27 protein-coding genes are annotated in these 24,430 nt (G+C 39.1%); 23 read left to right on the top strand and 4 right to left on the bottom strand.

The window, feature by feature from the left end; translation table 11 throughout:
• The first annotated feature begins 85 nt into the window (after positions 1–85).
• From BMX30_RS15380 to coaD, 4 genes are all read left to right on the top strand, one after another.
• The gene (locus BMX30_RS15380) at positions 86–526 is read left to right on the top strand and encodes a YlbF/YmcA family competence regulator (RefSeq protein WP_090747570.1); all 441 of its coding nucleotides are present in this window, start codon (positions 86–88) and stop codon (positions 524–526) included.
• 345 nt (positions 527–871) lie between these two features.
• Positions 872–1,147 carry a YlbG family protein gene (locus BMX30_RS15375; RefSeq protein ID WP_090747567.1) on the top strand — a complete coding sequence of 92 codons (276 nt, stop codon included), beginning with the start codon at positions 872–874 and terminating at the stop codon, positions 1,145–1,147.
• Positions 1,148–1,759: 612 nt separating this feature from the next.
• Positions 1,760–2,332: a 16S rRNA (guanine(966)-N(2))-methyltransferase RsmD gene (gene rsmD / locus BMX30_RS15365; RefSeq protein WP_090747561.1), complete on the top strand. Its 573-nt coding sequence runs from the start codon at positions 1,760–1,762 to the stop codon at positions 2,330–2,332.
• The gene (gene coaD, locus BMX30_RS15360) at positions 2,333–2,815 is read left to right on the top strand and encodes a pantetheine-phosphate adenylyltransferase (RefSeq protein ID WP_090747559.1); all 483 of its coding nucleotides are present in this window, start codon (positions 2,333–2,335) and stop codon (positions 2,813–2,815) included.
• Positions 2,816–3,010: 195 nt separating this feature from the next.
• On the opposite strand, the gene ylbJ is transcribed toward coaD, so the two are convergent.
• Positions 3,011–4,237 carry a sporulation integral membrane protein YlbJ gene (gene ylbJ / locus BMX30_RS15355; RefSeq protein WP_090747556.1) on the bottom strand — a complete coding sequence of 409 codons (1,227 nt, stop codon included), beginning with the start codon at positions 4,235–4,237 and terminating at the stop codon, positions 3,011–3,013.
• A 244-nt stretch (positions 4,238–4,481) separates the two neighbouring features.
• Here ylbJ and BMX30_RS15350 point away from each other — a divergent pair, with 244 nt between their 5' ends.
• Positions 4,482–5,273 carry a patatin-like phospholipase family protein gene (locus BMX30_RS15350; protein WP_090747554.1) on the top strand — a complete coding sequence of 264 codons (792 nt, stop codon included), beginning with the start codon at positions 4,482–4,484 and terminating at the stop codon, positions 5,271–5,273.
• Entirely contained in the window at positions 5,270–6,283 is a 1,014-nt protein-coding gene (locus tag BMX30_RS15345; RefSeq protein ID WP_090747551.1) for a SepM family pheromone-processing serine protease, read from the top strand. Before BMX30_RS15350 ends, BMX30_RS15345 begins: the two co-directional genes overlap by 4 nt.
• 427 nt (positions 6,284–6,710) lie before the next feature.
• On the opposite strand, the gene BMX30_RS15340 is transcribed toward BMX30_RS15345, so the two are convergent.
• Positions 6,711–7,919 (bottom strand): nucleotidyltransferase, encoded by a 1,209-nt coding sequence (locus tag BMX30_RS15340; RefSeq protein WP_090747548.1) that lies wholly within the window; start codon positions 7,917–7,919, stop codon positions 6,711–6,713.
• Positions 7,920–8,113: 194 nt separating this feature from the next.
• Between BMX30_RS15340 and BMX30_RS15335 the strand changes: the two genes are divergently transcribed.
• The 4 genes from BMX30_RS15335 to BMX30_RS15320 all read left to right on the top strand — a co-directional run bounded on the left by BMX30_RS15335 (position 8,114) and on the right by BMX30_RS15320 (position 10,467).
• Entirely contained in the window at positions 8,114–8,638 is a 525-nt protein-coding gene (locus BMX30_RS15335) for a YceD family protein (RefSeq protein WP_090747545.1), read from the top strand.
• Between the two features lie 112 nt (positions 8,639–8,750).
• Positions 8,751–8,924, top strand: a complete 174-nt coding sequence (gene rpmF, locus BMX30_RS15330) for a 50S ribosomal protein L32 (RefSeq protein ID WP_046522242.1) — start codon at positions 8,751–8,753, stop codon at positions 8,922–8,924.
• A gap of 125 nt (positions 8,925–9,049) precedes the next feature.
• Complete coding sequence (locus BMX30_RS15325; RefSeq protein WP_090747541.1) at positions 9,050–9,805, top strand: enoyl-CoA hydratase/isomerase family protein; 756 nt, start codon at positions 9,050–9,052, stop codon at positions 9,803–9,805.
• A gap of 98 nt (positions 9,806–9,903) precedes the next feature.
• The gene (locus tag BMX30_RS15320; RefSeq protein WP_090747538.1) at positions 9,904–10,467 is read left to right on the top strand and encodes an RsfA family transcriptional regulator; all 564 of its coding nucleotides are present in this window, start codon (positions 9,904–9,906) and stop codon (positions 10,465–10,467) included.
• A 78-nt stretch (positions 10,468–10,545) separates the two neighbouring features.
• Here BMX30_RS15320 and BMX30_RS15315 read toward each other — a convergent pair whose 3' ends face one another.
• Positions 10,546–11,028 (bottom strand): N-acetyltransferase, encoded by a 483-nt coding sequence (locus BMX30_RS15315; RefSeq protein ID WP_090747535.1) that lies wholly within the window; start codon positions 11,026–11,028, stop codon positions 10,546–10,548.
• Between the two features lie 787 nt (positions 11,029–11,815).
• Between BMX30_RS15315 and BMX30_RS15310 the strand changes: the two genes are divergently transcribed.
• Together BMX30_RS15310 and BMX30_RS15305 are read left to right on the top strand one after the other, a co-directional pair.
• Positions 11,816–12,391: a chromate transporter gene (locus BMX30_RS15310; protein ID WP_090747532.1), complete on the top strand. Its 576-nt coding sequence runs from the start codon at positions 11,816–11,818 to the stop codon at positions 12,389–12,391.
• Positions 12,388–12,918 carry a chromate transporter gene (locus BMX30_RS15305; RefSeq protein ID WP_090747529.1) on the top strand — a complete coding sequence of 177 codons (531 nt, stop codon included), beginning with the start codon at positions 12,388–12,390 and terminating at the stop codon, positions 12,916–12,918. Before BMX30_RS15310 ends, BMX30_RS15305 begins: the two co-directional genes overlap by 4 nt.
• A gap of 261 nt (positions 12,919–13,179) precedes the next feature.
• Here the strand turns inward: BMX30_RS15305 and BMX30_RS15300 are convergent, their stop codons facing one another.
• Positions 13,180–14,037, bottom strand: coding sequence for a MurR/RpiR family transcriptional regulator (locus tag BMX30_RS15300; protein ID WP_090747526.1), 858 nt, complete (start codon positions 14,035–14,037; stop codon positions 13,180–13,182).
• A gap of 584 nt (positions 14,038–14,621) precedes the next feature.
• On the opposite strand from BMX30_RS15300, the gene BMX30_RS15295 reads away from it, so the two are divergent.
• The 11 genes from BMX30_RS15295 to BMX30_RS15245 all read left to right on the top strand — a co-directional run bounded on the left by BMX30_RS15295 (position 14,622) and on the right by BMX30_RS15245 (position 24,335).
• A complete protein-coding gene (locus BMX30_RS15295; protein WP_090747524.1) occupies positions 14,622–15,662 on the top strand; it encodes a TRAP transporter substrate-binding protein in 1,041 nt (346 codons plus the stop codon).
• A 142-nt stretch (positions 15,663–15,804) separates the two neighbouring features.
• Positions 15,805–16,329, top strand: coding sequence for a TRAP transporter small permease (locus BMX30_RS15290; RefSeq protein ID WP_090747521.1), 525 nt, complete (start codon positions 15,805–15,807; stop codon positions 16,327–16,329).
• 19 nt (positions 16,330–16,348) lie between these two features.
• Positions 16,349–17,620, top strand: a complete 1,272-nt coding sequence (locus tag BMX30_RS15285) for a TRAP transporter large permease (protein WP_090747517.1) — start codon at positions 16,349–16,351, stop codon at positions 17,618–17,620.
• Between the two features lie 40 nt (positions 17,621–17,660).
• On the top strand, positions 17,661–18,626 hold the full coding sequence (locus BMX30_RS15280; protein WP_090747514.1) for a sugar kinase: 966 nt from the start codon (positions 17,661–17,663) through the stop codon (positions 18,624–18,626).
• A gap of 24 nt (positions 18,627–18,650) precedes the next feature.
• Entirely contained in the window at positions 18,651–19,298 is a 648-nt protein-coding gene (locus BMX30_RS15275) for a bifunctional 4-hydroxy-2-oxoglutarate aldolase/2-dehydro-3-deoxy-phosphogluconate aldolase (protein ID WP_090747511.1), read from the top strand.
• Between the two features lie 384 nt (positions 19,299–19,682).
• Positions 19,683–20,831: a galactonate dehydratase gene (gene dgoD, locus BMX30_RS15270; RefSeq protein WP_090747508.1), complete on the top strand. Its 1,149-nt coding sequence runs from the start codon at positions 19,683–19,685 to the stop codon at positions 20,829–20,831.
• Between the two features lie 48 nt (positions 20,832–20,879).
• A complete protein-coding gene (locus BMX30_RS15265) occupies positions 20,880–21,872 on the top strand; it encodes a C-terminal binding protein (RefSeq protein ID WP_090747505.1) in 993 nt (330 codons plus the stop codon).
• A gap of 15 nt (positions 21,873–21,887) precedes the next feature.
• Entirely contained in the window at positions 21,888–22,160 is a 273-nt protein-coding gene (locus BMX30_RS15260) for an HPr family phosphocarrier protein (protein WP_090747502.1), read from the top strand.
• Between the two features lie 5 nt (positions 22,161–22,165).
• Positions 22,166–22,855 (top strand): ribose-5-phosphate isomerase RpiA, encoded by a 690-nt coding sequence (rpiA, locus tag BMX30_RS15255; RefSeq protein WP_090747499.1) that lies wholly within the window; start codon positions 22,166–22,168, stop codon positions 22,853–22,855.
• Between the two features lie 185 nt (positions 22,856–23,040).
• Positions 23,041–23,943 (top strand): 2-dehydropantoate 2-reductase, encoded by a 903-nt coding sequence (locus BMX30_RS15250; RefSeq protein ID WP_090747495.1) that lies wholly within the window; start codon positions 23,041–23,043, stop codon positions 23,941–23,943.
• Positions 23,940–24,335 carry a DUF3397 domain-containing protein gene (locus BMX30_RS15245; protein WP_090747493.1) on the top strand — a complete coding sequence of 132 codons (396 nt, stop codon included), beginning with the start codon at positions 23,940–23,942 and terminating at the stop codon, positions 24,333–24,335. Before BMX30_RS15250 ends, BMX30_RS15245 begins: the two co-directional genes overlap by 4 nt.
• The last annotated feature ends 95 nt before the right edge of the window (positions 24,336–24,430 follow it).

The following is a 24,430-nucleotide window of genomic DNA, read 5'->3' as shown; positions in this document are numbered from 1 at the left end:
TTCTAACCTAGGAAGCTTATTTCATTTTAGAACTTCGCTTTTCCACTGTTTTCATGTTAAAATATGAAACGGAGGTGGGCGAAACATGCTTGCTACAATCGAAAGAATAGAACTTTTAGAAAAAGCAGAAGAATTGGTTCAAATGGTACTAGATTCTGACATAGCAGAGAATTACCGACAGTGTTTATATAGAGTGAAGTCCAGCGTTGAAACGCAGACTAAGATTAAGGCCTTCGTGAAAATGAAGGAGCGTTACGAAGAAGTGCAAAGGTTTGGTAAATATCATCCTGATTACAAGGAAGTTATGACACAGATTCGGGTACTTAAAAGGGATGTAGACCTAGATGAAGCTGTTGCCGAGTTTAAGAAAGCGGAAAATGATGTCCAAGGCCTTCTTGATGAAATTAGTGTGCTAATTGGGCGATCTGTTTCAGCAAGCGTTAAAGTCCCGACTGGGAGTCCGTTTTTTGATACGGGTTCCTCTTGCGGTGGTGGCTGTGGTAGCGGTGGTAGCTGCGGTTGTTAATGAGTATGGAGCTTTCCATACTCTTTTTTTCATTTACTAAGGCTGTTTTCTAAAAGATTTGTTTTATATGGTTATACATATAGATAAAACAGGTTGATTGGAGTGGAAGGTGCGAGACTCCTGCGGGAGCAGCGGGACAGGTGAGACCCCACAGGAGCCGTGGCGACGAGGAGGCTCACCGCACGCCCCGCGGAAAGCGAGCATCCTGGAGCGCAAATCAACCACCCCTTGTTTAAAAGCAACAAACATAACGAAAACAGCCTTACTAAAAATAAAGCAAGATTGTAAAAAATAGGTTTCATGTGATAAACTAGGTACAAGTATATGTTCTGAAGGGGAAAGAATATGATAGGTCAAAGACAAGGAATCATAGTTTGGCTTTACTCATTAAAGCAAGCTAAAATGCTAAGAAGGTTTGGCAATGTGCATTATGTGTCGAGAAAGCTTAAGTATGTAGTCTTGTACTGTGATTTAGAAGACACGGATGCTCTCATTCAGAAGATTAGTTCATACTCTTTTGTAAAAAAAGTAGAGCCATCCTATAAGCCATACTTAAAAATGGAATTTGAAAACTCGGCACCGGATAAAGCAAAGGAATATGACTATAAAATGGGAATATAAAAAGCGCTAGCATCTTCATTCAAATCGGATGAGGAGCTTGCGCTTTTTTACTGAGTGTTCGTACATAAAGGGTTTTGGTAAGTGAGCTTTGACTAGTGTTTCGAAAAGGCTCTTATTGGTTAGGGGATTAGGTTAAGGACCCGGTCTGAATATTAGCGGAAGAATTCCGCTTAATTAGTAATTTTTATAAAAAATAGCTCAAATAGACGGAGAAATTCCGCTTATTGACTCGAAAAACATGAAAATATGGTGTTTTGCTTTGCATAACCGGAGAATTTCCCCTTATTTACCTAGAAATGAGCTCCATTCTGTATTTAGCCGGAAAATCTCCGCTTATTCTATAAAGCCTATAAAAAAAAGAAAACCCTGCATTTCTGCAGGGTCCTTCTATATCCCATCATTGGGACAGAAGGCAAAGGGAGAGGAGAAACCGGAGGAAGAACTTATGGGGAAACGTAAGTCTTCTCCGCGGTTGGCAACAACATCCTCGAATTGATGTTGTTACTTACATTATTTCCATAATGGTCCAGCTTATACACATTTTTTGATTATATTTTTTTTCATGTGGTAGGATAAGGTAGAAGTGATTTAGAGGTTAAAGGGGTTTATGTGATGAGGGTTGTATCAGGTACCTTAAAGGGGCGGGGGTTGAAAGCGGTTCCCGGAAACTCAACTAGGCCAACGACTGATAAGGTAAAAGAAGCGATTTTTAATATGATTGGTCCATATTTTAATGGTGGACTAGGTCTCGACTTGTTTGCAGGAAGTGGAGGTCTAGGCATTGAGGGGCTAAGTCGAGGTCTTGAAAGAGTTATCTTTGTAGATTTAGACCGGAAAGCAGTCCAGACAATTAATGAGAATCTACGTTTCTGTAATCTAGATGAACAAGCAGAGGTTTATCGAAATGAAGCGTCTAGAGCGTTAAAAGCTGTACAAAAACGAGATTTAAGTTTTGATTATATCTTTTTGGATCCTCCATATAAAAAACAGCAATTAATTAAGCTGATGGAAATGATGGATGATGCTAGCCTTCTTAAAGAAAATGGTGTGATTGTTTGTGAACATGGCTCTGAAACAAAACTTCCTCCAAAAATAGGTAGATATCAGCAAATAAGACATGAAGAATATGGTATTATTGGAGTTACAGTATTTACATATAAAAAGGGCGAAGAGGGGGAAATTTAAATGGCTAGCATTGCCGTCGTTCCTGGGAGTTTTGATCCGATTACTTATGGGCATTTGGATATTATCACAAGAGGAGCAAAGGTTTTTGACGAGATTTATATCTCTGTCCTCAATAATTCCTCAAAGCACCCGTTATTTACGGTAGAAGAGAGGATGGAATTAATCAAGAAGGTTACAAAGGATCTACCAAACGTGAAAGTAGATACGTTCCATGGACTTTTAGTGGAATATGCGGCAAGTGTTAATGCAAACGCAATTATTCGTGGGCTTAGAGCTGTATCCGATTTCGAATATGAAATGCAGATTACATCGATGAATCGCCTACTTAATAAAGGGATTGAGACGTTTTTTATCATGACCAATAACCAATATTCCTTCCTAAGCTCTAGTATTGTGAAGGAAGTAGCTCAATACCATGGCGAGATTTCAGAATTAGTACCTCCTGAAGTAGAAACAGCACTTAGAGCGAAGTTTAATAAATAGGCTAATTTCGTATAGAATGTTAAGTCCCTAAAGCCGAAATTAACGCAAGATAAGCTATTTTGTACGTAATAGTAATTTTTGCAAGTTCTTTTCTCTTATATTAAAGATAAAAGTCCTATTCATCTACAAAAAAGCAACAATTTTGAGCAAAGAGCCAATAAATAAGGTGAAAAGCGAGCCGAGAAGGCTCGCTTTTTATTTGAGTACGTTTTGTGTCCTTTTATAATAAAGTAGGATATAGATGATAAGAGACATAATAGTTACAAGTGGTCCAATTTGCGAAAGGGTAAGGTGAAAATCTGCCATTTTCGTTCCTTCCTCAAAGAGTCTATTCATAACTGGCATCGCATTGGATGATTGCTCATCTTCTAGAAAACGCAAATAAATTGGTTTCCATAAAAGGACAGCGTATATGGCTCCAAAAAAGCCATGAAGAATCCTTGAAATAAAGAAAGGCTGAAAGCGTACATCTGTTTTTGCAAGAAGGCTAGCTACCTGTGCTTGAATACTAAAGCCACTAAAACCAAGAAAAAAGCTAGTGATGATGGTTTGTTGGAACAAGGTCGCCTCTTGAACCTGACTGGCCATCTGACTTCCCATGGTTATTTCAAAAAGGCCTGATATAAAGGCCATGCTTAACATGTCATTTAAACCGACCAACTCTAAAAGGTAAGCAATAAAGCCTGCAAAAAACGCGGTTGCACCTAATAGGTATAACAATTTATTAATTACAGAAAAGATAATAATGAAGCCGCCAATCATCAGCAGGGTCTGAATGGATGACATAACAGCATCCCCAAGCAACTGTCCAATTGGACGCTCGTCTTTAATGCGTGTTTTATGTAGGGCGACGAACGCATCGCGGATGGAGAGCTTTTTCTTCTTACCACCTACCTTATGATTCTCTTCTTTTCCATGAAACCTCATCACCAAGCCTACTGTTATAATTCCAAGATAGTGCGCGAGTGCAAGGATAACGCCTAGCTGTGGGTTGTGAAAAAATCCCACGGCAACCGCTCCAAAGATGAAAATTGGATTGGAAGAATTGGTAAAGGAAACTAGTCTTTCCGCTTCTAATTTTGTTAATTGTCCATCTTGCCGTAAGGTGGCCGTCAGTTTGGCACCGGATGGTGTGCCTGAGGCCATACTCATAGCCCAAACAAACCCGCCAACTCCAGGTACACGAAAAAGCGGTCTCATTAGGGGCTCTAAAAGAACACCAATAAATTTAACAACACCAAAGCCAATTAACAATTCCGAAACAATGAAGAAGGGTAGCAAGGAAGGAAAAACAATCTCCCACCACATATTTAATCCCCGAATGGACGCGTCTAATGATTCCTGCGGAAAAATAATCATTGAGACAGCCATCACCGTAACAGAACTAGCAAGTACTGCCGTTTTCATTTTTGATTTAAGCACGTATATCCTCCCTCCGCAGGTCATCTGCTGTGAAACATGATGAAACAATGATAAAATAAGAAATATTCATCAGACTAGTGTGGATTTATATATGGTCAACAGGTACTGCACTTTGCATCTGAACCATATATAAAGAATAGAGTGGTTTTAGCTACATACACCTTGTCCTCATATAAAATCAATATGCTCACAGGTATGCAAAATAGACCAAAAGTTTATTGAAGGATTAAAGGGGGAATTTTTCTTGCAGCGTCCAAAAATTGGTTTGGCCCTGGGCTCTGGTGGGGCTCGTGGATTTGCACACTTAGGTGTCATTAAAGTGCTACGGGAAGAGGGAATCCCGATTGATATGGTGGCTGGGAGCAGCATGGGTGCAATGGTAGGATGTTTTTATGGAGCCGGATTGGATATAGATAGGCTTTATAAGCTTTCAAAGGCTTTTAAAAGAAAATATTACTTGGACTTTACCGTACCCAAAATGGGATTTATAGCTGGAAACAGAGTGAAGGACTTAATTCGGATTTTCACTCATGGAAAAGAAATCCAAGATCTTGATATACCTACTGCTGTTGTAACGACGGACCTGGTTTCTGGAGAGAAAGTAGTGTTCAAAGAGGGACCGATAGCGGATGCGGTGAGAGCAAGTATTTCCATCCCGGGGATTTTCACGCCTGAAAAACTAAATGGTCGCCTCCTGATTGATGGAGGGGTTATTGATAGGATTCCCGTTTCTGTAGCAAAGGAGATGGGAGCGGATATTATCATTGCTGTCGATGTATCACATGTAAATAGGAATGCTGAGATTTCCTCGATTTTCGATGTCATTATGCAAAGTATAGACATTATGCAAATGGAGCTTGTTTCAAATCGGGAAATCGCATCTGATATTATGTTAAGACCTCGGACGGAAATGTATAGTTCTAAAGCCTTTAAAAATATAGATGAGATTATTGCCATTGGTGAGGAAGAAACAAGGAAGAATATCGGGAAAATCCATCAGTTTATCGAGCAATGGAAGGAGCGCCCTACATCATGAAAAAAATGGGATCAGTTCGACTAACACTTATACTTGCTGTCCTCCTGTTTGCTAGTTCATTTTATTATTTGCCTTATTATGTTTCTAAACCAGGAATGGCCAAGGAACTTGAACCAATCATTGAAGTGGAGGGAGGGTTTGAGGAAGAAGGGAGCTTCATGCTTACCACGATTAGGATGGGGCGAGCCAATATCTACTCTTACCTAATGGCCAAGCTCAGTGACTATCAAGAAATTCATCCCCTAGAGGAGATTAGGGCAGAGAATGAAACGGATGAAGAATACACTGCTAGGCAGCTACATATGATGGACAGTTCTAAAATAAATGCGATTGAGGTGGCTTATAAAAAGGCGGGCTTACCTATTGAGTATGACTATAATGGAGTGTATGTTCTGCAGGTCATCCCTGAAATGCCAGCAGACGGGAAGTTAATGGTCGGTGATCGGATTGTCCAAGTTGACGGCAAACCATTCTCCTCTTCGACAGAGTTTATAGAATATGTGGGCAAAAAGAAGCTGGGAGAAACCGTCACACTGACTGTTCAAAACAAGGATGACAATCAAGACATCACCCTTCCTTTAAAACAATTTAATGAGACAAGTGAAAAAGTGGGAATTGGAATCTCTCTTGTTGATGACAAAGAGATTAAGGTGACCCCAGAAGTAAATGTTCGAACAGATGAAATTGGTGGACCATCGGCAGGATTAATGTTCTCCCTTGAAATTTACAACCAGTTAATTGAAACAGATTTAACAAACGGGTATGAAATTGCCGGAACAGGGACCATGTCTTCAGATGGAACAGTTGGCCGAATAGGTGGAATTGAAAAAAAAGTAGTAGCAGCAGATAAAGCCGGGGCTGATATCTTTCTAGCACCTAATGAAGAAGGAGCAAATGGCTCTAATTATGAGGCTGCTGTAAGGACTGCAAAAGACATTAATACAAATATGAAAATAGTTCCGATTGATACATTTGAGGAAGCCGTAAATTACCTCGAGCAACTTAAATAAAGGCTCTTCTAGCTCATCTCAGTTTTCAAAAAAGAACATGTCCTGTCCTAAATTTAGTAATCAGCTAATAAATAAGGGGAGATTTTACCGTTAAATGCAGATTAGAGCTCGTTTTGAGGGAAATAGAGGGAAATTTTCCCTCTATACAAAACAAAAACACCTATCTTCATGTTATTCGAGTCAAATAAGGGGAATTCTTCCCTCTATTTAAACCATTTTCAATGCCAATTGCTAATTAAGGGGAATTCTTCCCTCTATTTATCAGATTCAAAGTGTTTTAACCTTAGCGCCTAACCGATAAGAGCAAATTCCCACAGTTAGAACCAAACTCCTGAAGAAGAAAAGGCAGAAACGTTATCTATAGACGTTTCTGCCTTTTCTGCATGGTCATTTTTAGACCGGATTGGTCCAGCTTATTATGTTTATTTTATTTCACTTGAATGGGCGGCTGCGTAAATTCTAGCTTTAATAAGCGACTTTGATTTTCGCCAGTTGCGCCCAATGCATATAATCTAGATGAACGAATATCTAGGTCGAGCTCCGTTTTACTAGCAGAAGATTTTGAAACAAGGGGGAGACCGAAATTTTTTTTTTCTTTATTTAAATATTCTCTCCCGCTTCCGGACATACCAAGAAGTCTTAAATAGTTGGCTGTCTTATTTTTGGGCATTTCCACCTTTTTTACATTCATTAAAATGTGGAGACAGACCCGTTGAAGCCTTGTCCAAGTATACCTCTTTGTCTTAATTTGTTCCATGAATTCTTGGAAGGTTTCCGCTAATAAGGCTGCTTGCAATAGCCTATTCTCAAGACCTTCTTCAACTTCATGGATATCCCTCAATTCCTGTGGACTACTTTGGAGTAATTTATATTTTAATAATGCCCAATAGTCCTCCCAAGAATGGAATTGCCCGTATTCTTTTTTATATTTAAGGAGTAAATCATAAGTTGTCGGAGGAAGATAGGATTGTAGCCCTGACAGTTCCCCATTTTGTGTAAAAAGGGATTTCCGAATGCTAGTTGCACTCGCAATGGATTCAGACGCGAAATGCTGATCGTGATAATTGGCATTTTTTCTAGTAATTGTGATAGGTTTAATAGGTAGCTTTTGATCGTGTATTGCGGTAACATATTGAATGCCAAGGATGTTGTTGGGTTTGGTTAAGTCAAGCACCTTTTTATTTGGAGACAGATCATTGAAGCTTAGGGAAAGGGCTTTTGGATAGCTAACCCCATGACCAATATATTCTTTGACCTTTTGTTGGAATTCAAAATCATGATCTTTTAGAAATTGATGGGTTTCTAAGAATGATTCAATGTCTCCATCCTCACTGCCAAAACAGATGAATTGGCATTTTGCAGCACCCAATAGTGAGACTGCACCGCTTGCAAATAGATCTGCGTTCTGAGTTGCAAACTGGTAGGGGATTTCAAAGACTAAATCAGCGCCTCCTTTCAACGCCATTTCCGTTCTAGCCCACTTAGACACAAGTGCTGGTTCTCCCCTTTGCAGAAAATTTCCGCTCATGACAGCAATGACAATATCAGCATTCGCATGTTCTTTTGCTTGAGTAAGATGGAATTTATGGCCATTATGGAAAGGATTATATTCTACAATTACACCGACAGCTTTCATTATTTTTCACCTAATATTGTATGGGAGTTCCCAAAATTTTTTTTCACCTGATTAGCCAGAGATGGATAATTAAACATCCAACCCGAAATTTGTTTAAATTTTCGTGACAACGTCTACATTATACTGTAAAGAAAAAATATTGACAAATAGGTAAGCGAAAGCTATAATTACCTTTGTTGCCTTGGGGTGATTCTATGAAATGGACAATGAGTCAGTTACAAAAATATCGAAACAAGGACTTTTCGGTTGACGAAGTCATTCGGGTAGATGAGATTAAGGAAGTTGATCAGTCTATTCGTGAAGTGTCGCCGATGCATATAAAGGGCAGGGTTGACATCAGTGCAACGAAAGTGACCTTTCATATTCGTATTGAAGGTTATCTTATCCTTCCTTGTTCTCGTACATTGGTAGATGTCAAATATCCAGTTAATGTCGAAACAACCGAAACCTTTTTACTTGGGTCTCCTGAATTCGAAACAGATGAGGAAGTGCACCAAGTACAGGGTGAGGCAATCGACTTAATGCCTGTCATTAGAGAAATCCTCTTGCTAGAGATTCCGATGCAGGTCTTCTGTGAGGATGACCAAAGCAAGGATGGAGCTCCTCAGTCAGGAAAGGACTGGGAAGTTATTCGTGATGAAGAAAAGCAACAAAAGGTTGATCCTAGACTTGCTGGTCTCGCGAAGTTCTTCGAACAAAATGATTCAACGAAAGATTGAGTCACCTGAACAAAAATGAAGGCTCAGTTGGACTGGCCTCATAAAGTGAAACGTCCCCAGTGGAGGTATTACTAAACAACTACCTTTAAAACTCTTTAAGGAGGTGGGAAGAATGGCTGTACCATTTAGAAGAACGTCTAAAACTGCAAAAAGAAAACGCCGTACTCATTTCAAATTGCAAGTTCCAGGCATGGTTGCATGCCCAAACTGCGGTGAAATGAAATTAGCTCACCGTGTTTGTAAAGAATGCGGAACATACAAAGGCAAAGAAGTTGTTAATGACTAATTAACACTATAAAGATTTCACCTTGAAAAGCACAGGACGCTTCCTGTGCTTTTTTGCGTGCCTTCTTACACAACAAATTAGTAAAATGGATAATAATGATGAATTTGTTTGAAAGGAGTTACGATATGGAACCATATACGATAACTAAAGAGGCCAGTGGTCTATTAATCTACACGATAAATAGGCCGGATAAAAGAAATGCTGTCAATGATGAAGTTATGGATGGACTGAATAAGGCGATATCGTTAGCGAGTAATGAGGATGTCAAAGCTCTTGTTATTACTAGTACAGGAGACAAGGCTTTTTGTTCCGGGGGAGATTTATCTGTTTTTCATCTATTAAAAACGGAAGAAGATGCCTATCCAATGTTGTCAAAGATGGCAAAAATCATAAGTAAACTTCTCCTACTGCCAAAACCAACCATTGCTCTAATGAATGGAAGTGCCGTAGGTGGAGGATGTGAGATAGCAACTGCATGTGATTTCCGCCTTGGTAGAAAGGGGATAAAAGCGGGCTTTGTTCAAGGGAACCTAGCCATTACAACTGGTTGGGGCGGAGGGACGATTCTATTTGAAAAGTTTCCGAGTTCTACCGCTTTAAAAATTCTTACCGACGGTAGTTTAATGGATACCGATGAACTCAGTGCTTTAGGATACCTTGACCTAGTTTTCGAAGGAGATCCATACGAACAGTGTGTTGCCTTTTTAGAAAAATTACTCGATAAAGAGGTAGAGGTTTTAGCTGCCTACGTGGCGATTTTGCGCAAAAAGTGGTCAGATTCCTCAATTCTTGAAAGGATTGAATCTGAGGCGAGGAATTGTGCAATTTTATGGGGGAAGGAAATTCATCACCAAAAAGTTGAGGAATTTTTAAATAGGTAATCATTCATTTTTACATACAATTAACTCCTACATTTAAAATCCATTCTATCTTTCCTAGTAGATGCATATGAATGAATAAAAAACTAGGAGGGATATGAATGCCTATTACTCGTCAGGATGCTTGGACAGAGGATGAAGATTTACTACTCGCTGAAACAGTGTTGCGACATATAAGAGAAGGGGGAACTCAGCTCAAGGCGTTTGAAGAAGTTGGAAAGCGCCTTTCTCGTACAGGAGCTGCCTGCGGATTTCGTTGGAACTCATTTGTTCGTAAACAGTACCAAACAGGTATTGAACTTGCAAAAAAACAACGTAAAGACTTAAAAAAACAAGCTAAGAAGCCAGACGTTGAGGATTCTTCGGCGGTTGAACAAGAAGTAGAGGATGCAGCAGAACTTAATGAGGGTGCAGAAAATCTTACAATTGAAACCGTGAAAGTATTTTTAGATGGAATTCAAGAGAAGTTGAACAATACAAACGGTCAAGTAGAGAGAGTGACGAAATATGAAGAACGAATCAAGGCAATGGAGGAAGAACTCTATTACTTGTCTAACGAGAATAAAAAGCTTAAGTCAGAACTAAAGTCCATAGAAGGAGACCATAAGGCTTTGGTGGAAATAATGGAGCGTGCAAGAAGAATGGTAGGCACGAAAGAAAAATGATGCGATTAAAAGTAAAAGCGCCTATGGAATGAATCTATAGGCGCTTTGGTTTGATTGGATGTATTTTGTAGCTACTCTTTAGTTTGACTCATGAACTTGCTCTTTGACACCTTCCGGGAACCAAACGAACGGATTCTCTCCTCTATCTCGTTCTACTTCATAAGTGACGGGTGTAAAGCCCATGGAAGCCCAAAAATCAGATGAATTAACTCTACCGTTCGTTTTAATTGGTAGTCCAAGAGATTTTGCAAACTCCACGAGTGCTTTTCCATATCCTTTACCTTGGTAATCAGGCAGAACTTCAAGCTTCCATAGCTCATAATAGTCTTGTGCAGGATCGAAATACCGATCAAATTGAGCCTGGATTTGATAGAGGCTCATCCTAGCAACAAGCCTATCCCCAAAGTAAATTCCATAGAATGGAGATTCGCTGTCATTTTCAATCATGTTTGCCTCGAGGTCTTCAAGCATGGATAATTCTTGCCGGCCATATTGTTTGAACTTCTTGAATTCCTCAAGCGTTTTATAGTTAATTTTAAGTTTTTCTACACTTTTTGCCAACGTAAGTCCCCCTGTTTAGTGCGTGATTCTGCTAAATGAATCCTTACAAAAATCCTTAGCAGCTTAATAGTATTTATTTTTATTATATTACAAAAAAATAAAAAGTTCTGCACTTATTAGTGAAGAAAGCGTTTACCAACTTTTGCATAATTAGTGACAACAATAGTCCTGCCCTACTATTTACCTCTCGCAGATCCACTCTTAATAGAATAAATCTCTTTCCTACATCCAAGTGCCATTTTTCGAAACTAACTCATGCTACTTCAATCAAAAACCCATCAATGTTTTTCATGAGCATAGACATTTTTTTTAAGGTTTTTGTAAACTCATAATAACTTAGATGCAAAGAAAGAAGCAATCATTTTAAAAGGCTGTTATCGTAAGAATTGCTGTTTAAAGATCCTAAAGTAAAATAACGTAAGATAAGCTAATTTTGAATGTATGAATATGTTTGCAAGCTCTTTTCCTATTTTTACATCCCCCTTTGGCTCTGTAACGATGCTTAAGTCGCTTTCTAATAAAGTTTAAGATAAGACCCTTTTATAATGGCTGCTAGTCCTTTACCCCCATTTTCTGAAGATTGTAAGGAATTATTACCGCTAAATGTATTATAATGGTTGAAAGATTAAGATAGGAAGGGAAATGTATAAAATTGGTTTCAGTAAGAAAGTTATAACCAATACATTAGCTTCTAAGATTATGGTTCGTAGCGGTTAGTGCTGAGGATAGCTCCTATATCCCTTTTTTAGGAAATTAAGGAAATTTAAATAGAAGGTGTGAGGGAATCATGAAGCAGGTTGATTTGTTTTTGGCGTTCTTTCGAGTCGGAATGTTAGGTTATGGAGGAGGGCCTTCATCGATTCCGCTCGTCCATAAAGAGGTGGTCGAGAGGTATAAATGGATGAATGAAGATGATTTTGCAGATGTATTAGCTTTAGGAAACACACTTCCTGGGCCGATTGCTACAAAGATGGCAGGTTATATAGGGTACCGAGTAGCGGGGATAATCGGTATGATGAATGCCGTATTTGCAACAATTACGCCGACAATTATTTTAATGATTATCTTGTTGACGTCCCTTTCTTCTTTTAAGAACCTTCCATGGGTGTCTGGGATGACAAAAGCGGTTGTGCCGGTGGTCGGTGTCATGCTAGCAACCTTAACATGGGATTTCTTTAAAAAATCGAGAAATACACTAGGCATCAGAAATGCATGTTTGATTGTTGGTGCAAGTTTTGTACTATTAGAAGTTTTTCATTTTCACCCTGCGATACTAATCGGTGCTTTATTACTATTTGCCTTGGTAAGGAAAGATAAGACCCGTAAAGGTAATGAGAATGTAGAAAAAGGGGGAGGGCTATGATCTATTGGCACATTTTCCTTGCCTTTTTTATCCCCGGTATAGTTGGATATGGAGGGGGACCGGCTTCGATACCCCTTGTTGAAAATGAGGTCGTCGATCGATACGGTTGGCTCTCTGTCACAGAATTTAGTGAAGTCTTGGCTATGGGCAATGCACTACCTGGCCCAATTGCAACGAAAATGGCAGGTTACATTGGATTTCAACAAGGAGGTATTTTAGGGGCGGCCATTGGCGTTTTTGCTACCGTAGCTCCTTCACTTATTCTCATGATTATCCTTCTAAGTGTATTACATCGTCATAAAGATTCTCCTAAAGTAAAAAGAATGACAAATTATGTACGGCCAACCATTGCTGTTTTACTAGGAGTTATGACACTAAACTTCTTTACTACCGCTTATGAGGGGATAGGAATCTTACAAACGCTTATTTTAATTATTGCGAGCTTTATTTTGCTCGAAAAGTGGAAGGTGCATCCGGCCTTCGTTATTGTCGGTGCATTAGCCTATGGGGCGATATTTCTAGCTTAAACGGTTGAAAGTGATAGTTGCAAACAACCTAAATTAAAGGCTGAATCGCAAGGATGCTAGTTAAAATCCTAAAGCCGATTTTAACGTAATAAGCTAATTATCTACGTTTTAGTATGTTTGCAAGCTCTTTGCTTATATGTAGATTGCTATTTTGCTTTGTAAAGATATTATCCTCGTCTACATATATCCAAAAGCAACAAAGGTTAAGAAAAGAGCCTTCAGTCCTTGTGCAATGACTGAAGGCTCTTTTAAACGCCAGAACTAAATCCTTTTGACTGAAATAGCCTTACGTAACTTTTGTAAAGATGTTTTTACTTCATCTTTCATCTGAAAACAAACGCTTACATAAAGAGCATCAATAATGCTCAGTTGTGCTAGGCGAGAAGCAAGTGCTTCTGAGCGAAATTCTGTTTCCTCGGAAACAGTTAGCAGTGAGATGTCTGCTAATTGTGTAACGGGTGTGTCAGCATAATGTGTAATTCCTATAGTTTTTACTCCATTTAACTTTGCCACTTTTAAAACCTCAATAATATCCTTACTTGTTCCTGAATGGGAAATGCAAACAACCACATCACCTTTAGATAATTGGGCAGCACTCATTAATTGTAAATGTGAATCGTTGTAACAACTTGAGAGCAAACCGCTTCGAAGGAATTTATGGTGTGCGTCCATAGCAATAGCACCGGATCCACCACTACCATAAAAATCAATTTTCCGTGCTGATATCAATGCTTTCGTAGCTTCTCTGAAATGCTCCATATTGATTACTTGAACCGTATCTTCCAACGTTCTGATATTGGATTTGAAGATTTTCCTTATAATGGCCTCTTCATCATCGTGTTCAGTAATTTTTTCATGTATTTCAGTAATTGGGGAGGTGTTTTCTGAAGCAAGTGCAATTTTCAGCGCTTGATATCCTTTAAAGCCTAAGCGCTTACAAAAACGAAATACGGTTGCATCGGCTACATTTAAATCTCCTGCAATTTCACTAATCGTTGAATGAATAATTTTTTCTGGTTCGTTGAGAATAAGAGTGGCTATCGTTTTTTCTTTTTCACTAAGTTGTGGGTAAATTGCACGAATCCGTGTAAAACAAGGAGGTGCCTGTAAATCTGTCATAGTCAATTGCTCCTTATGGATAGTTCATGTTTTTATTTTACATGACAAAAGCTGTATATTACTATTTTTTGTTTCAGGGAAAAAAAGAGGGAAGTTACATAGGGTTGAATGTAGTAATAATAGCATGACTTTGTGTTAAAAAAATTTTTTTATTTTAAAAGAAATAATAAAAAAAATTTCTTGTAATAAAAAATATTTTAATATAAAATGAGTTCATACGAAATAATATTTCGCAAATCCAGTTGGAAGGGTTTACAGCAGCAGGATGCAGAAAGTTTGTTCAGCAGGAATCTCATTTTCCGCAAGGACATTTCACGATTGTGAAATTATTGAAAGCGTTATCGCGACATTGGATCCGGTGTTAGCTGATAATGGATATTTTCAAGTGTGGTGGGAAACCTATCATTATGAATAAACGGAAACTTCTTGTTGAAAAAGTGGTAAGCAGCTCTTAGTCATACGATTATGATGATGCTCACACATTTGAGACAACGCTTTCACTGGAAGGGTACTTCCCGTGTTCCTACTATTAATAGGAAGGCGGTTGAACAAAATACATCAAAAGATTCAGGGGGATTCACAAAATGAAAAAGACTTTATCTTTATTAATGGCAGCATTTATGGTACTTTTCCTTGCGGCTTGTGGTGGTGGCGACACTGACACTGACAACGCAGGAGATACTGGTGGCGATACAGGTGAGGCAAAAAAAATCCGCGCTGGAATTGGTTTAAATGACGCACACCCACAATATCAATCTCTATTGAAGTTCAAAGAACTTGTTGAAGAAAGAACAAACGGCCAAATCGAAGTAGAAACGTATCACAGCTCTCAGCTAGGTGATGACCGTACAATGACAGAGGCATTGCAATTAGGTTCACAAGAAGTTACGATTCCTTCTACTGCACCACTAGTCAACTTTGTTCCTGAATTTGCTGTATTTGACTTCCCATTCCTTTTCCCGAGTGAAGAAGTAGCTGACACAGTATTAGATGGTGAAGTTGGACAGAAATTCCTTGGTATGCTTGAAGACCAAAACTTAGTTGGTCTTGCTTACTGGGAAAATGGATTCCGTGATGTTACAAACAGTGTACGTCCAATCGCGACTGCAGCTGATTTCAAAGGTCTAAAATTAAGAACAATGGAAAACCAAGTTCACCTTGAGGCATTCCAAGCTCTAGGCGCAAACCCAACTCCAATGGCATTCGGAGAACTGTTTACTGCGATGCAACAGGGAACTGTGGATGGACAAGAAAATCCTTATGCAACAATTAACCTACAAAAGTACTATGAAGTTCAAGATCACGTATCAAACACACATCATATCTATAGCCCGTTTGTTTTCTTAATGAGCAAGTCATTCTTTGATAGTTTGACTGAAGAGCAACAGCAAATTGTAAAAGATGCAGCTGTTGAGGCTGGTCAACACAACCGAGAGCTTAACCGTAAAACAAATGCAGAAAGCTTAGAGGCACTTCAAGAAAATGGTATGACTTTTACTGAAGTTTCCCCGGAAGCTCATGCAGAAATGAAAGAATTGGTTCAACCAGTTATTGATAAGTATGCTGACCAAGTTGGAGCGGACCTTGTCCAAGAAGTATACGATGCAATCGAAGCCGCTCAGTAATTCAGTAATAATGAAAAAAACGAACGACTTTGGGGAGGAGCATTCCTCAAAGTCGTTTTTCTCTTAAGGTTTATTTTTTGGACTTTCCCCTCTGTACGAATACGATAGAATGTTAAATTTTCAGTAAGTAAAGGAGATTAATATGAAAATCATCCGCTGGCTTGATGAACATATAGAAGAAGTGTTACTGACAATCTTATCCTCAATTATGGTAGCAGTAATCTTTTTACAAGTTGTAATGAGGCAGTTTGATGCTTCACTATCCTGGTCCGAAGAGATTGCACGTTACTGCTTCATTTGGTTGGTTTATATTGGTATCAGTTATGGTGTGAAAAAACAACGACATGTAAAGGTAGATGCTGTTCTTCTTCTATTTAAAGAAAAAGGTCAGGTCATCCTTAATATCATCTCAAATCTACTCTTCATTGCTTTTGCAGTTTTTGTAATCATTTATGGCTACGATATTGCAACGAGGCTATTGGAATTTGGCCAAAAATCCCCAGCGAATCAGATTCCAATGGGATTAGTCTATATGGCTACACCAATTGGAATGGGTCTAACGCTAATCAGACTTCTCCAAAATTTGGTTAAACTAATCAAGACGTTACTAGGTAAAGGTGAATTTAAAGAGGCAACTGAAGCAGATCATATTTTAGGAAATTCCTAATCATCTAGGGGGTTACGAAATGACTACTGCCGTCTTATTTGGTGGTTTTGCACTTTTATTATTTTTAAGTGTACCAATTGGTATCGCACTTGGTTTGGCAACGCTTGTTACAATTGTGTTTTCAGGCAGCCTACCATTAGAGTTTTTAGCGAAAGAATTAGTTACATCCGTTGATTCGTTCCCATTAATGGCTGTTCCATTCTTCATTCTTGCCGGTGAAATTATGGGGAAGGGCGGAATATCGGAACGGTTATTTAGTGTGGCGAATGCGATAGTCGGAAATAAAACAGGTGGTTTTGCCATTGCTACAATCGTTACTTGTATGTTTTTTGCTGCCATTTCTGGTTCAGGTCCTGCGACCGTAGCAGCAATTGGTGGAATCATGATCCCAGCAATGGTAAGACAGGGTTATGATAAAAAGTTTGCGGCCGCAGTTGTAGCTGCAGCTGGATCTATCGGGGTTATTATTCCTCCAAGTATTCCAATGGTTATGTATGGAGTCACAGGAAATGTTTCCATCGGTGATTTATTTATCTCAGGGATTGTTCCAGGTATCTTAGTTGGACTTGCGATGATCCTATGGGCATGGTACTACTCAAAGAAAATGGGCTATAAGGGATTAGATGAAAAGACTTCCTTTAAGAAAATTTGGACGGCAACATGGGAGGCTAAATGGGCTATCCTCATTCCCGTTATTATCTTAGGAGGAATTTACGGTGGTATTTTTACACCGACAGAAGCGGCTGTTGTCGCTGTTGTTTATGGACTTTTTGCTGCAACGGTTTTATATCGTGAACTTAAAATCAAGGATCTTCCTAAAGTAATCTACGATTCTGCATTAACGACAGCAACTGTATTAATTATCGTAGGGGCGGCAAATGCTTTTGGACGATTATTAACCATTGAACAGATTCCGAACCAAATTGCAGGCTGGTTGATGAGTATTTCAACTAATCCAACAGTAATCATCTTACTTATTACTGTACTATTATTAATTGTCGGGATGTTTATGGATACACTAGCCGCAATCATTATCTTAACTCCGATTTTATTGCCTATTGTCGTCCAAATTGGTGTTGACCCTGTTCACTTTGGGATTTTAATGGTTGTTAACCTTGCAATTGGATTCTTTACTCCACCAGTAGGGGTTAACCTATTTGTTGCTTCAGGTATATCGGGCGTTCCAATGGAGAAATTATCAAGGGCGGTTATCCCATTCCTAATTGCGATGTTGATTACCTTATTATTTATTACTTTCATTCCATGGATTACGTTAATGTTTATTGGTTAAGAAATAAATTTAAATATAACCATAAAAAAGGTTGTGTATCATGAAAAAATTAGATGTATTTACGTTTGGTGAAACCATGGTTCTTTTTCAACCAGAACAAATGCTATCACTTGAATATGTTCATCAATTTCCAAAGCGAATTGGTGGAGCAGAATCAAATGTTGCAATTGGACTGTCTAGACTGGGTCATTCTGTAGGGTGGTTCAGTAAATTGGGGGATGATCCCTTTGGTCGATACATTCAGAAATACATCCGTGGGGAAGATGTTGATACATCTTCCTGTCTTTTTACGGATAAAGCACCAACTGGGCTGCTTTTTAAAGAACAGTTGTCTCCAGACGATGTGAATGTTTATTATTACCGAAAAGGATCTGCGGCTAGTTTAATTGGCCCAGATGATTTAAATGAAGAGTACATAGCACAAGCGAAGATCCTACATATCTCTGGAATTACGCCAGCATTAAGTGATTCTAGTTACCAAGCCGTAATGAAGGCGATTGAAATCGCAAAGAAGAATGACATGAAGATTGTATTCGATCCGAATCTGCGTTTAAAGCTTTGGTCAGTTGAACGCGCTAGAGAAGTGTTTATTGAAATTGCAGCTAGTGCAGACATTATTCTCCCAGGGTTAGATGAAGGCCAAATGATGACTGGAGAAACAGAGGTTGAGAAGGTTGCTGAAGCACTAATGGGCGACGCTGATAAAACGATTATTATTAAGCTGGGTAGCAAAGGGGCTTATGTACATAGTAAGAATGAAAAAGCTTATGTTGAAGGCTTTCCTGTAAAACAAATTGTCGACCCAGTTGGGGCCGGTGACGGTTTTGCTGCAGGAATCATTAGTGGAATCCTTCGAAATGAACCACTACAAACAGTAGTAAGGCGAGCAAATGCTATTGGTGCAATGGTTGTGGGGACAAGTGGTGATGTTGAAGGACTACCGACATTTAAAGCGGTAGAACAATTCATGACGCCTACCGGTGAAGCAAGAGACGTAAAACGCTAAGGTATTATTGGAGGGACTAAGATAATGAAAAAATGGGAAAATTTAATTCGACTAAAAGAGTCTGGTCTTGTAGCTGTAATTCGTAGACCAAAGAAATCTCAAATTAATTATATTGCGGAAGCACTGGTTGAAGGTGGAACGGGAGCTCTAGAAATAACGCTCGATACTCCGGGTGCACTCGATATGATTAAAGAATTGAAAGAAAAGTACCAGGACCGAGTTCTGGTTGGGGCGGGTACTGTTTTAGATGCTGTTTCTGCGAAAAGTGCGATTGACGCAGGATCGGATTTTATATTCTGTCCTATTTTCGATCCAGAGACTGTCCAAATAACGAATCGATATGGAAGAATTTCGATTCCAGGTGTAATGACACCGACTGAAATCGTCCAAGCTTATTCTGCCGGAGCTGATTTATTAAAGGTTTTCCCTGGAGCTGCTCTGGGTGAAAATTACATAAAGGATTTACAAGGCCCACTTGGTCATATTCCAATGATGCCAACTGGCGGTGTTAGCGTGGACAATGTCGAAACCTTTATTAAAAATGGTGCCGTAGCTGTAGGTGCTGGAGGTTCACTTGTCGATGGGAAAGCCATTGCCGAAGAACGTTATGAAGCGATAACAGAAATCTCTAAAGAGTTTGTAAAGAGAATTCAACGGGCTAGAGGGAAATAAGTAGTTGCTCTTTTTACAATGAATGTCGCGATATTCGCTTTTAACTGTTTTTAGTTGTGAATACTGGTTGATTGGAGCCTAAGGCGCTTGACTCCTGCGGGAGCAGCGGGACAGGTGAGACCCCGCAGGAGCGCAAGCGACGAGGAGATAGAAAAGCGGATGCGCCTTGGTCAGCCCCGACAAGCGCTGGAGGGCCGGCAGATGAAGTCGTTCTTTGACTTCAACTGACGGACTGAAGCGACTCGAGGGGCTAGGCGCTGGAGCTGGCCAGGCTCACCGCACGCCCCGCGGAAAGCAAGCGCCTGGAGCGGAAATCGACCTACTATTGTTCAATAGCAACAAATTTATGAAACAGTCTAACATATAGAAGGGCGGGAGATTTCTATGAAAATTACGAAACTAGAAACATTTATTGTCCCACCAAGATGGCTATTTTTAAAAATTGAAACAGATGAAGGGCTTTTTGGGTGGGGAGAACCAGTCGTAGAAGGTCGAGCAGCGACAGTAAAGGCAGCCGTTGAGGAATTTAGTGATTATCTTATTGGCAAAGATCCTATGAGAATTGAGGATCATTGGCAAACGATGTACCGTGCTGGATTTTACCGTGGGGGTCCAATTACGATGAGCGCCATTGCCGGGATTGACCAAGCTTTATGGGATATTAAAGGAAAGTACTATAATGCTCCTGTATCAGAATTAATGGGTGGAGCTTGTCGTGATTCAATCCGTGTTTATTCGTGGGTGGGTGGAGATCGCCCTAGTGATGTAGGAAAGGCAGCGAAAGAAAAAGCGGATGCTGGGTTTACGGCGATAAAAATGAATGGAACTGAGGAACTTCAGTATATCGATTCATATAAAAAGATTGATGAAGTCATCGAAAGAATTGCTGCTGTTCGAGAAGCTGTCGGTGACGATTTCGGAATTGGCATTGATTTTCACGGTCGTGTACATAAGCCAATGGCGAAAATTTTAGCAAAAGAGTTAGAACCGTTCAGACCTATGTTTATAGAAGAGCCTGTTTTGCCTGAGAATAATGAGGCATTAAGGGAAGTGGCTCGGGCAACAAACATTCCAATAGCTACAGGGGAGCGAATGTTCTCAAGATGGGATTTTAAAAAGTTACTAGAGGACGGCTATGTGGATATTATTCAACCAGATTTGTCCCATGCTGGCGGAATAACGGAATGTAAGAAAATTTTTGCGATGGCGGAGGCTTATGATGTAGCAGTAGCACCCCATTGCCCATTAGGACCGATTGCTTTGGCTTCATGTCTTCAGGTGGACGCAACCTCCCACAATGCGGTTATTCAGGAACAAAGCCTCGGAATCCACTATAATCAAGGCAGCGATTTACTTGATTATCTAAATGATCCTCAAGTATTTGAGTATAAAGATGGCTACGTAGATATGTTGAAAAAACCTGGTCTCGGGGTTTCAATTAATGAAGAATTTGTACGAAAACAGGCAGAGATTGGCCACAATTGGAAAAATCCTGTATGGCGTCATAAAGATGGTTCAATTGCTGAGTGGTAATGCTGAAAAACGTTTAAGATCAAACATCACTAGAGGAGGAAGGCAAAAATGAGCGAGTTTAAGGTAGTAGTGACGGATTATGAATACGATACTTTCGTCCCGGAAGAACAAGTATTAAACAAGCTTGGAATTAAGTTAACCTTTGCACAATGTAAAACCGAAGACGAGGTGATTGACGCTTGTAAGGATGCTGATGCACTCATTAATCAATATGCGCCAATTTCACGTAAAGTGATTGAAAACCTTGAAAATTGCAAGGTTATTTCTCGTTATGGTGTAGGCTTTAATACGATTGATATCGATGCTGCAACAGAAAAGGGTATTATTGTTGGGAATGTAACAGATTATTGTTTAGATGAAGTATCGGACCATGCGATGGCATTACTTCTTTCTAGTGTAAGAAAGGTAACACTGATGAATAATGCTGTGAAAAATGGCAACTGGGATTTTAAAGTAGCTGTTCCGATTTTCCGCTTAAGAGGACGTACATTAGGATTGGTTGGATTTGGAAATATTCCGCAAACAGTTGCCAAAAAAGCTCAAGCGTTTGGTATAAACGTAATTGCATACGATCCATTCGTCCCGGAAGCAGTGGCAAAAAACATGAATGTTGAATTAGTAAGTTTAGATCAGCTCTGTGAGCAATCTGACTATATTTCAGTCCACACACCCTTAAACCAACATACTCAAGGCATGATTAGTCATGATCAGTTCAATAAGATGAAAAAAGAAGCCTTTATCATCAATACGGCACGTGGTCCAGTTATTGATGAAAAAGCATTGATCCAGGCATTACAAGAGGGGAAAATTGCTGGTGCTGGTTTGGATGTACTCGAGGTTGAACCGGTGGAACAAGAAAATCCGTTATTGAAGATGGACAATGTCATTTTAAATCCACATTCAGCTTTTTACTCTGTAGAAGCTGAGGCTGAATTGAAACGCAAGACAGCCGAAAATGTAGCAGATGTTTTATCTGGTTATTATCCAACTTATCTTGTTAATAAGGCTGTTAAAGAAAAAGTAACTTTAAATGAGAAATAGTAAGGAGGAAAATTGATGGAACATTGCAGTGAAAAAGAAATTGTTGTCAATATTTCCGAAAAGGTTACGATTATTGAAGTCAGTAAAGCAACACAGAAATTTGAGGCTGAAATTTACCTTAAGAAGGTTGTAAGAGGAACCCCCTATGAAATTAACCTCAAAAGCTTTCTTGGTTTAATCAATTTGAATCTAAAAAATGGTGACAAAATCGTAGTTAAAGCAGTTGGTAGTGATTGTCAGGAAGCAATGGATGAGGTGGTTCATTACCTCAGTTCAAATGTGGGGTAATCCTGATGGAAAAAATCGATGGTGACTTAAACAAAAAAGCAGCTGGTGAAAAGGCAGTTGAGTTTATTAAGGATGGTATGGTGCTTGGATTAGGTTCAGGCTCCACCGTCTACTGGACGCTGAAAAAACTGGGTGAATTAGTTGAACAGGGCTTAAATGTAAAAGGGATTCCCTCATCAAAACGGACAGAGGGGTGGGCAAAAGATTTCAACATCCCACTTACCGACTTTTCTCAAGTTCAATCGATGGATTTGGCTATCGATGGTGCAGATGAAATTGACAAAGATTTTAATCTCACAAAGGGAGGCGGTGGTTCCCTTGTGAGAGAAAAAATTGTTGATGCCAATTCGCAGAAATTAATTATCGTGGCTGATCAATCGAAGCTTGTGTCTCAACTAGGCAAGTTCCCTTTACCTGTTGAAGTTCTGCCGTTTGGTTGGGAAGTAACAGCTAGAAAAATTTCCGAAATGGGCGCCACACCAGTTTTAAGAGAAAGAGAAGGTAGCGTTTTTGTCTCTAATAATGGAAACTATATTTTGGATTGTGATTTCAACTTGATTGCTGACCCCGGGCTTTTACATAAGGAATTAAAGCAATTGCTCGGAGTGGTTGAGACGGGTTTATTCATTAATATAACAGATACAATCATTATTAGCGGTGATAAGGGTATAGAGGTTCTTCACAAGAAAAAATGATATTGGTTCGGCGAAAGGGCATGACACAAAGTCATGCCTTTTTCTGTTGATTAAATAGGTAGCAACAAGTCACTGCTATGGATTAGTTGTTGCAGAAACAGCAATAGATTATGTAGTGAAAAAGACCCCCAAGGTTTGTGCCTATCTGTTAAAATATAGGTAAAGAAACGAATAGGGGTCTATTAATGAAAATTGCGATAATTGGAGCAGGGGCCATCGGTTTGTTATTTTCCTATTATTTAAACCAAAAACATGAAGTAACACTTTATACACGTACTAGTGACCAAGCTGAAATGATTCAATCACGTGGGATTCACTTGATTGATGGAGGTCTGTCTGAAGTCGGAAAAGTAACTGCAAAACCAATAGAGTTATGGGTAGGTGCTGAAGACCTGACTATCATAACAGTGAAACAGTATCAACTCCAATCGATTTTGCCACAAATGAGCGAATACAGTGAGGGTAAAGGGACCCTATTGTTCTTACAAAACGGTATGGGACATTTGAAACTGCTTTCTGACCTAAAGGTTGAAAATATTTATCTCGGGTCTGTTGAGCATGGTGCAGCAAGGTTAAATGGAAATACGGTATCTCATAACGGACATGGTGTTACAAGAACATCTGTATTTAAGGGTAATAAAACCCTTCTCGAGAACTTAGTTCGTACATGCCCAGAGGGTTTTCAACTCACCTTAGAACCGGACTTTCAGGAAATCCTTGTTAAAAAGTTGATTGTCAATGCGGTTATTAATCCATTAACAGCAGCATTTCGGGTCGAAAATGGAACACTCATTCGAAATCCCTTTTTTTATCAAATAGTTATTCAATTATTCGATGAAGTTGCTAAGGTCCTCCATCTAAAGGATAAAGATGACCACTTTGGAAATGTTGTATCTGTTTGTGAAAAAACCTCGACAAACAGGTCATCAATGCTAAAGGATATTGAAGCGGGAAGAGAGACAGAAGTGGATTCAATCTTGGGCTACTTACTTGAAGAGGCGCAAAATAAACAAATGACGGCTCCATTAATCTACAATTATTATCAACTTATTAAAGGAATAGAATATCAAAAGGAGGGTTCTGTGTGACCGGTTTTCTATCAGTTGCTGTAGCTACATTAGTGACTTTGCCATTGGTTGGCTATGTACTCATATTTATTTTTAGTAAACAATTAACAAAAAACCACAAACGGTCCGTTCAAAGAGCCATTGATTTCAGCACTTTATTGTTAATTGTATCGAATCACTTTTTAATTCTAGTGATTTGGGAAAAGTCATTTCTTTGGTTAATTCTTCTTATCTTAATATTTATGGGTATTATCTTTGTTATTTATCATTGGAAATATCGTCAGGAAATTGATTATTTTAGGGTATTTAAAGGGTACTGGCGGATGAATTTTTTGCTTTTTTTCACGGCTTATATTGTTCTAATTATCTATGGTATGGTTCAGCGAGTCTCTGGGATAGTCCTAATGCTATAAATGGAAATATTTTTAGATTCTCCAAATCAAAGTCTTTTTCTTTTCGAAACCAACAATGCTATACTACATAGAGTGAAAACTGTTACGAGAAAGGA

The sequence above is a fragment of the Mesobacillus persicus genome (genome assembly GCF_900109925.1).
Classification (GTDB): Bacteria; Bacillota; Bacilli; order Bacillales; family Cytobacillaceae; genus Mesobacillus_B; species Mesobacillus_B persicus.
The sequence above is the reverse complement of the archived record's forward strand: the minus strand, read 5'-3'. Positions and strand labels throughout refer to the sequence as shown.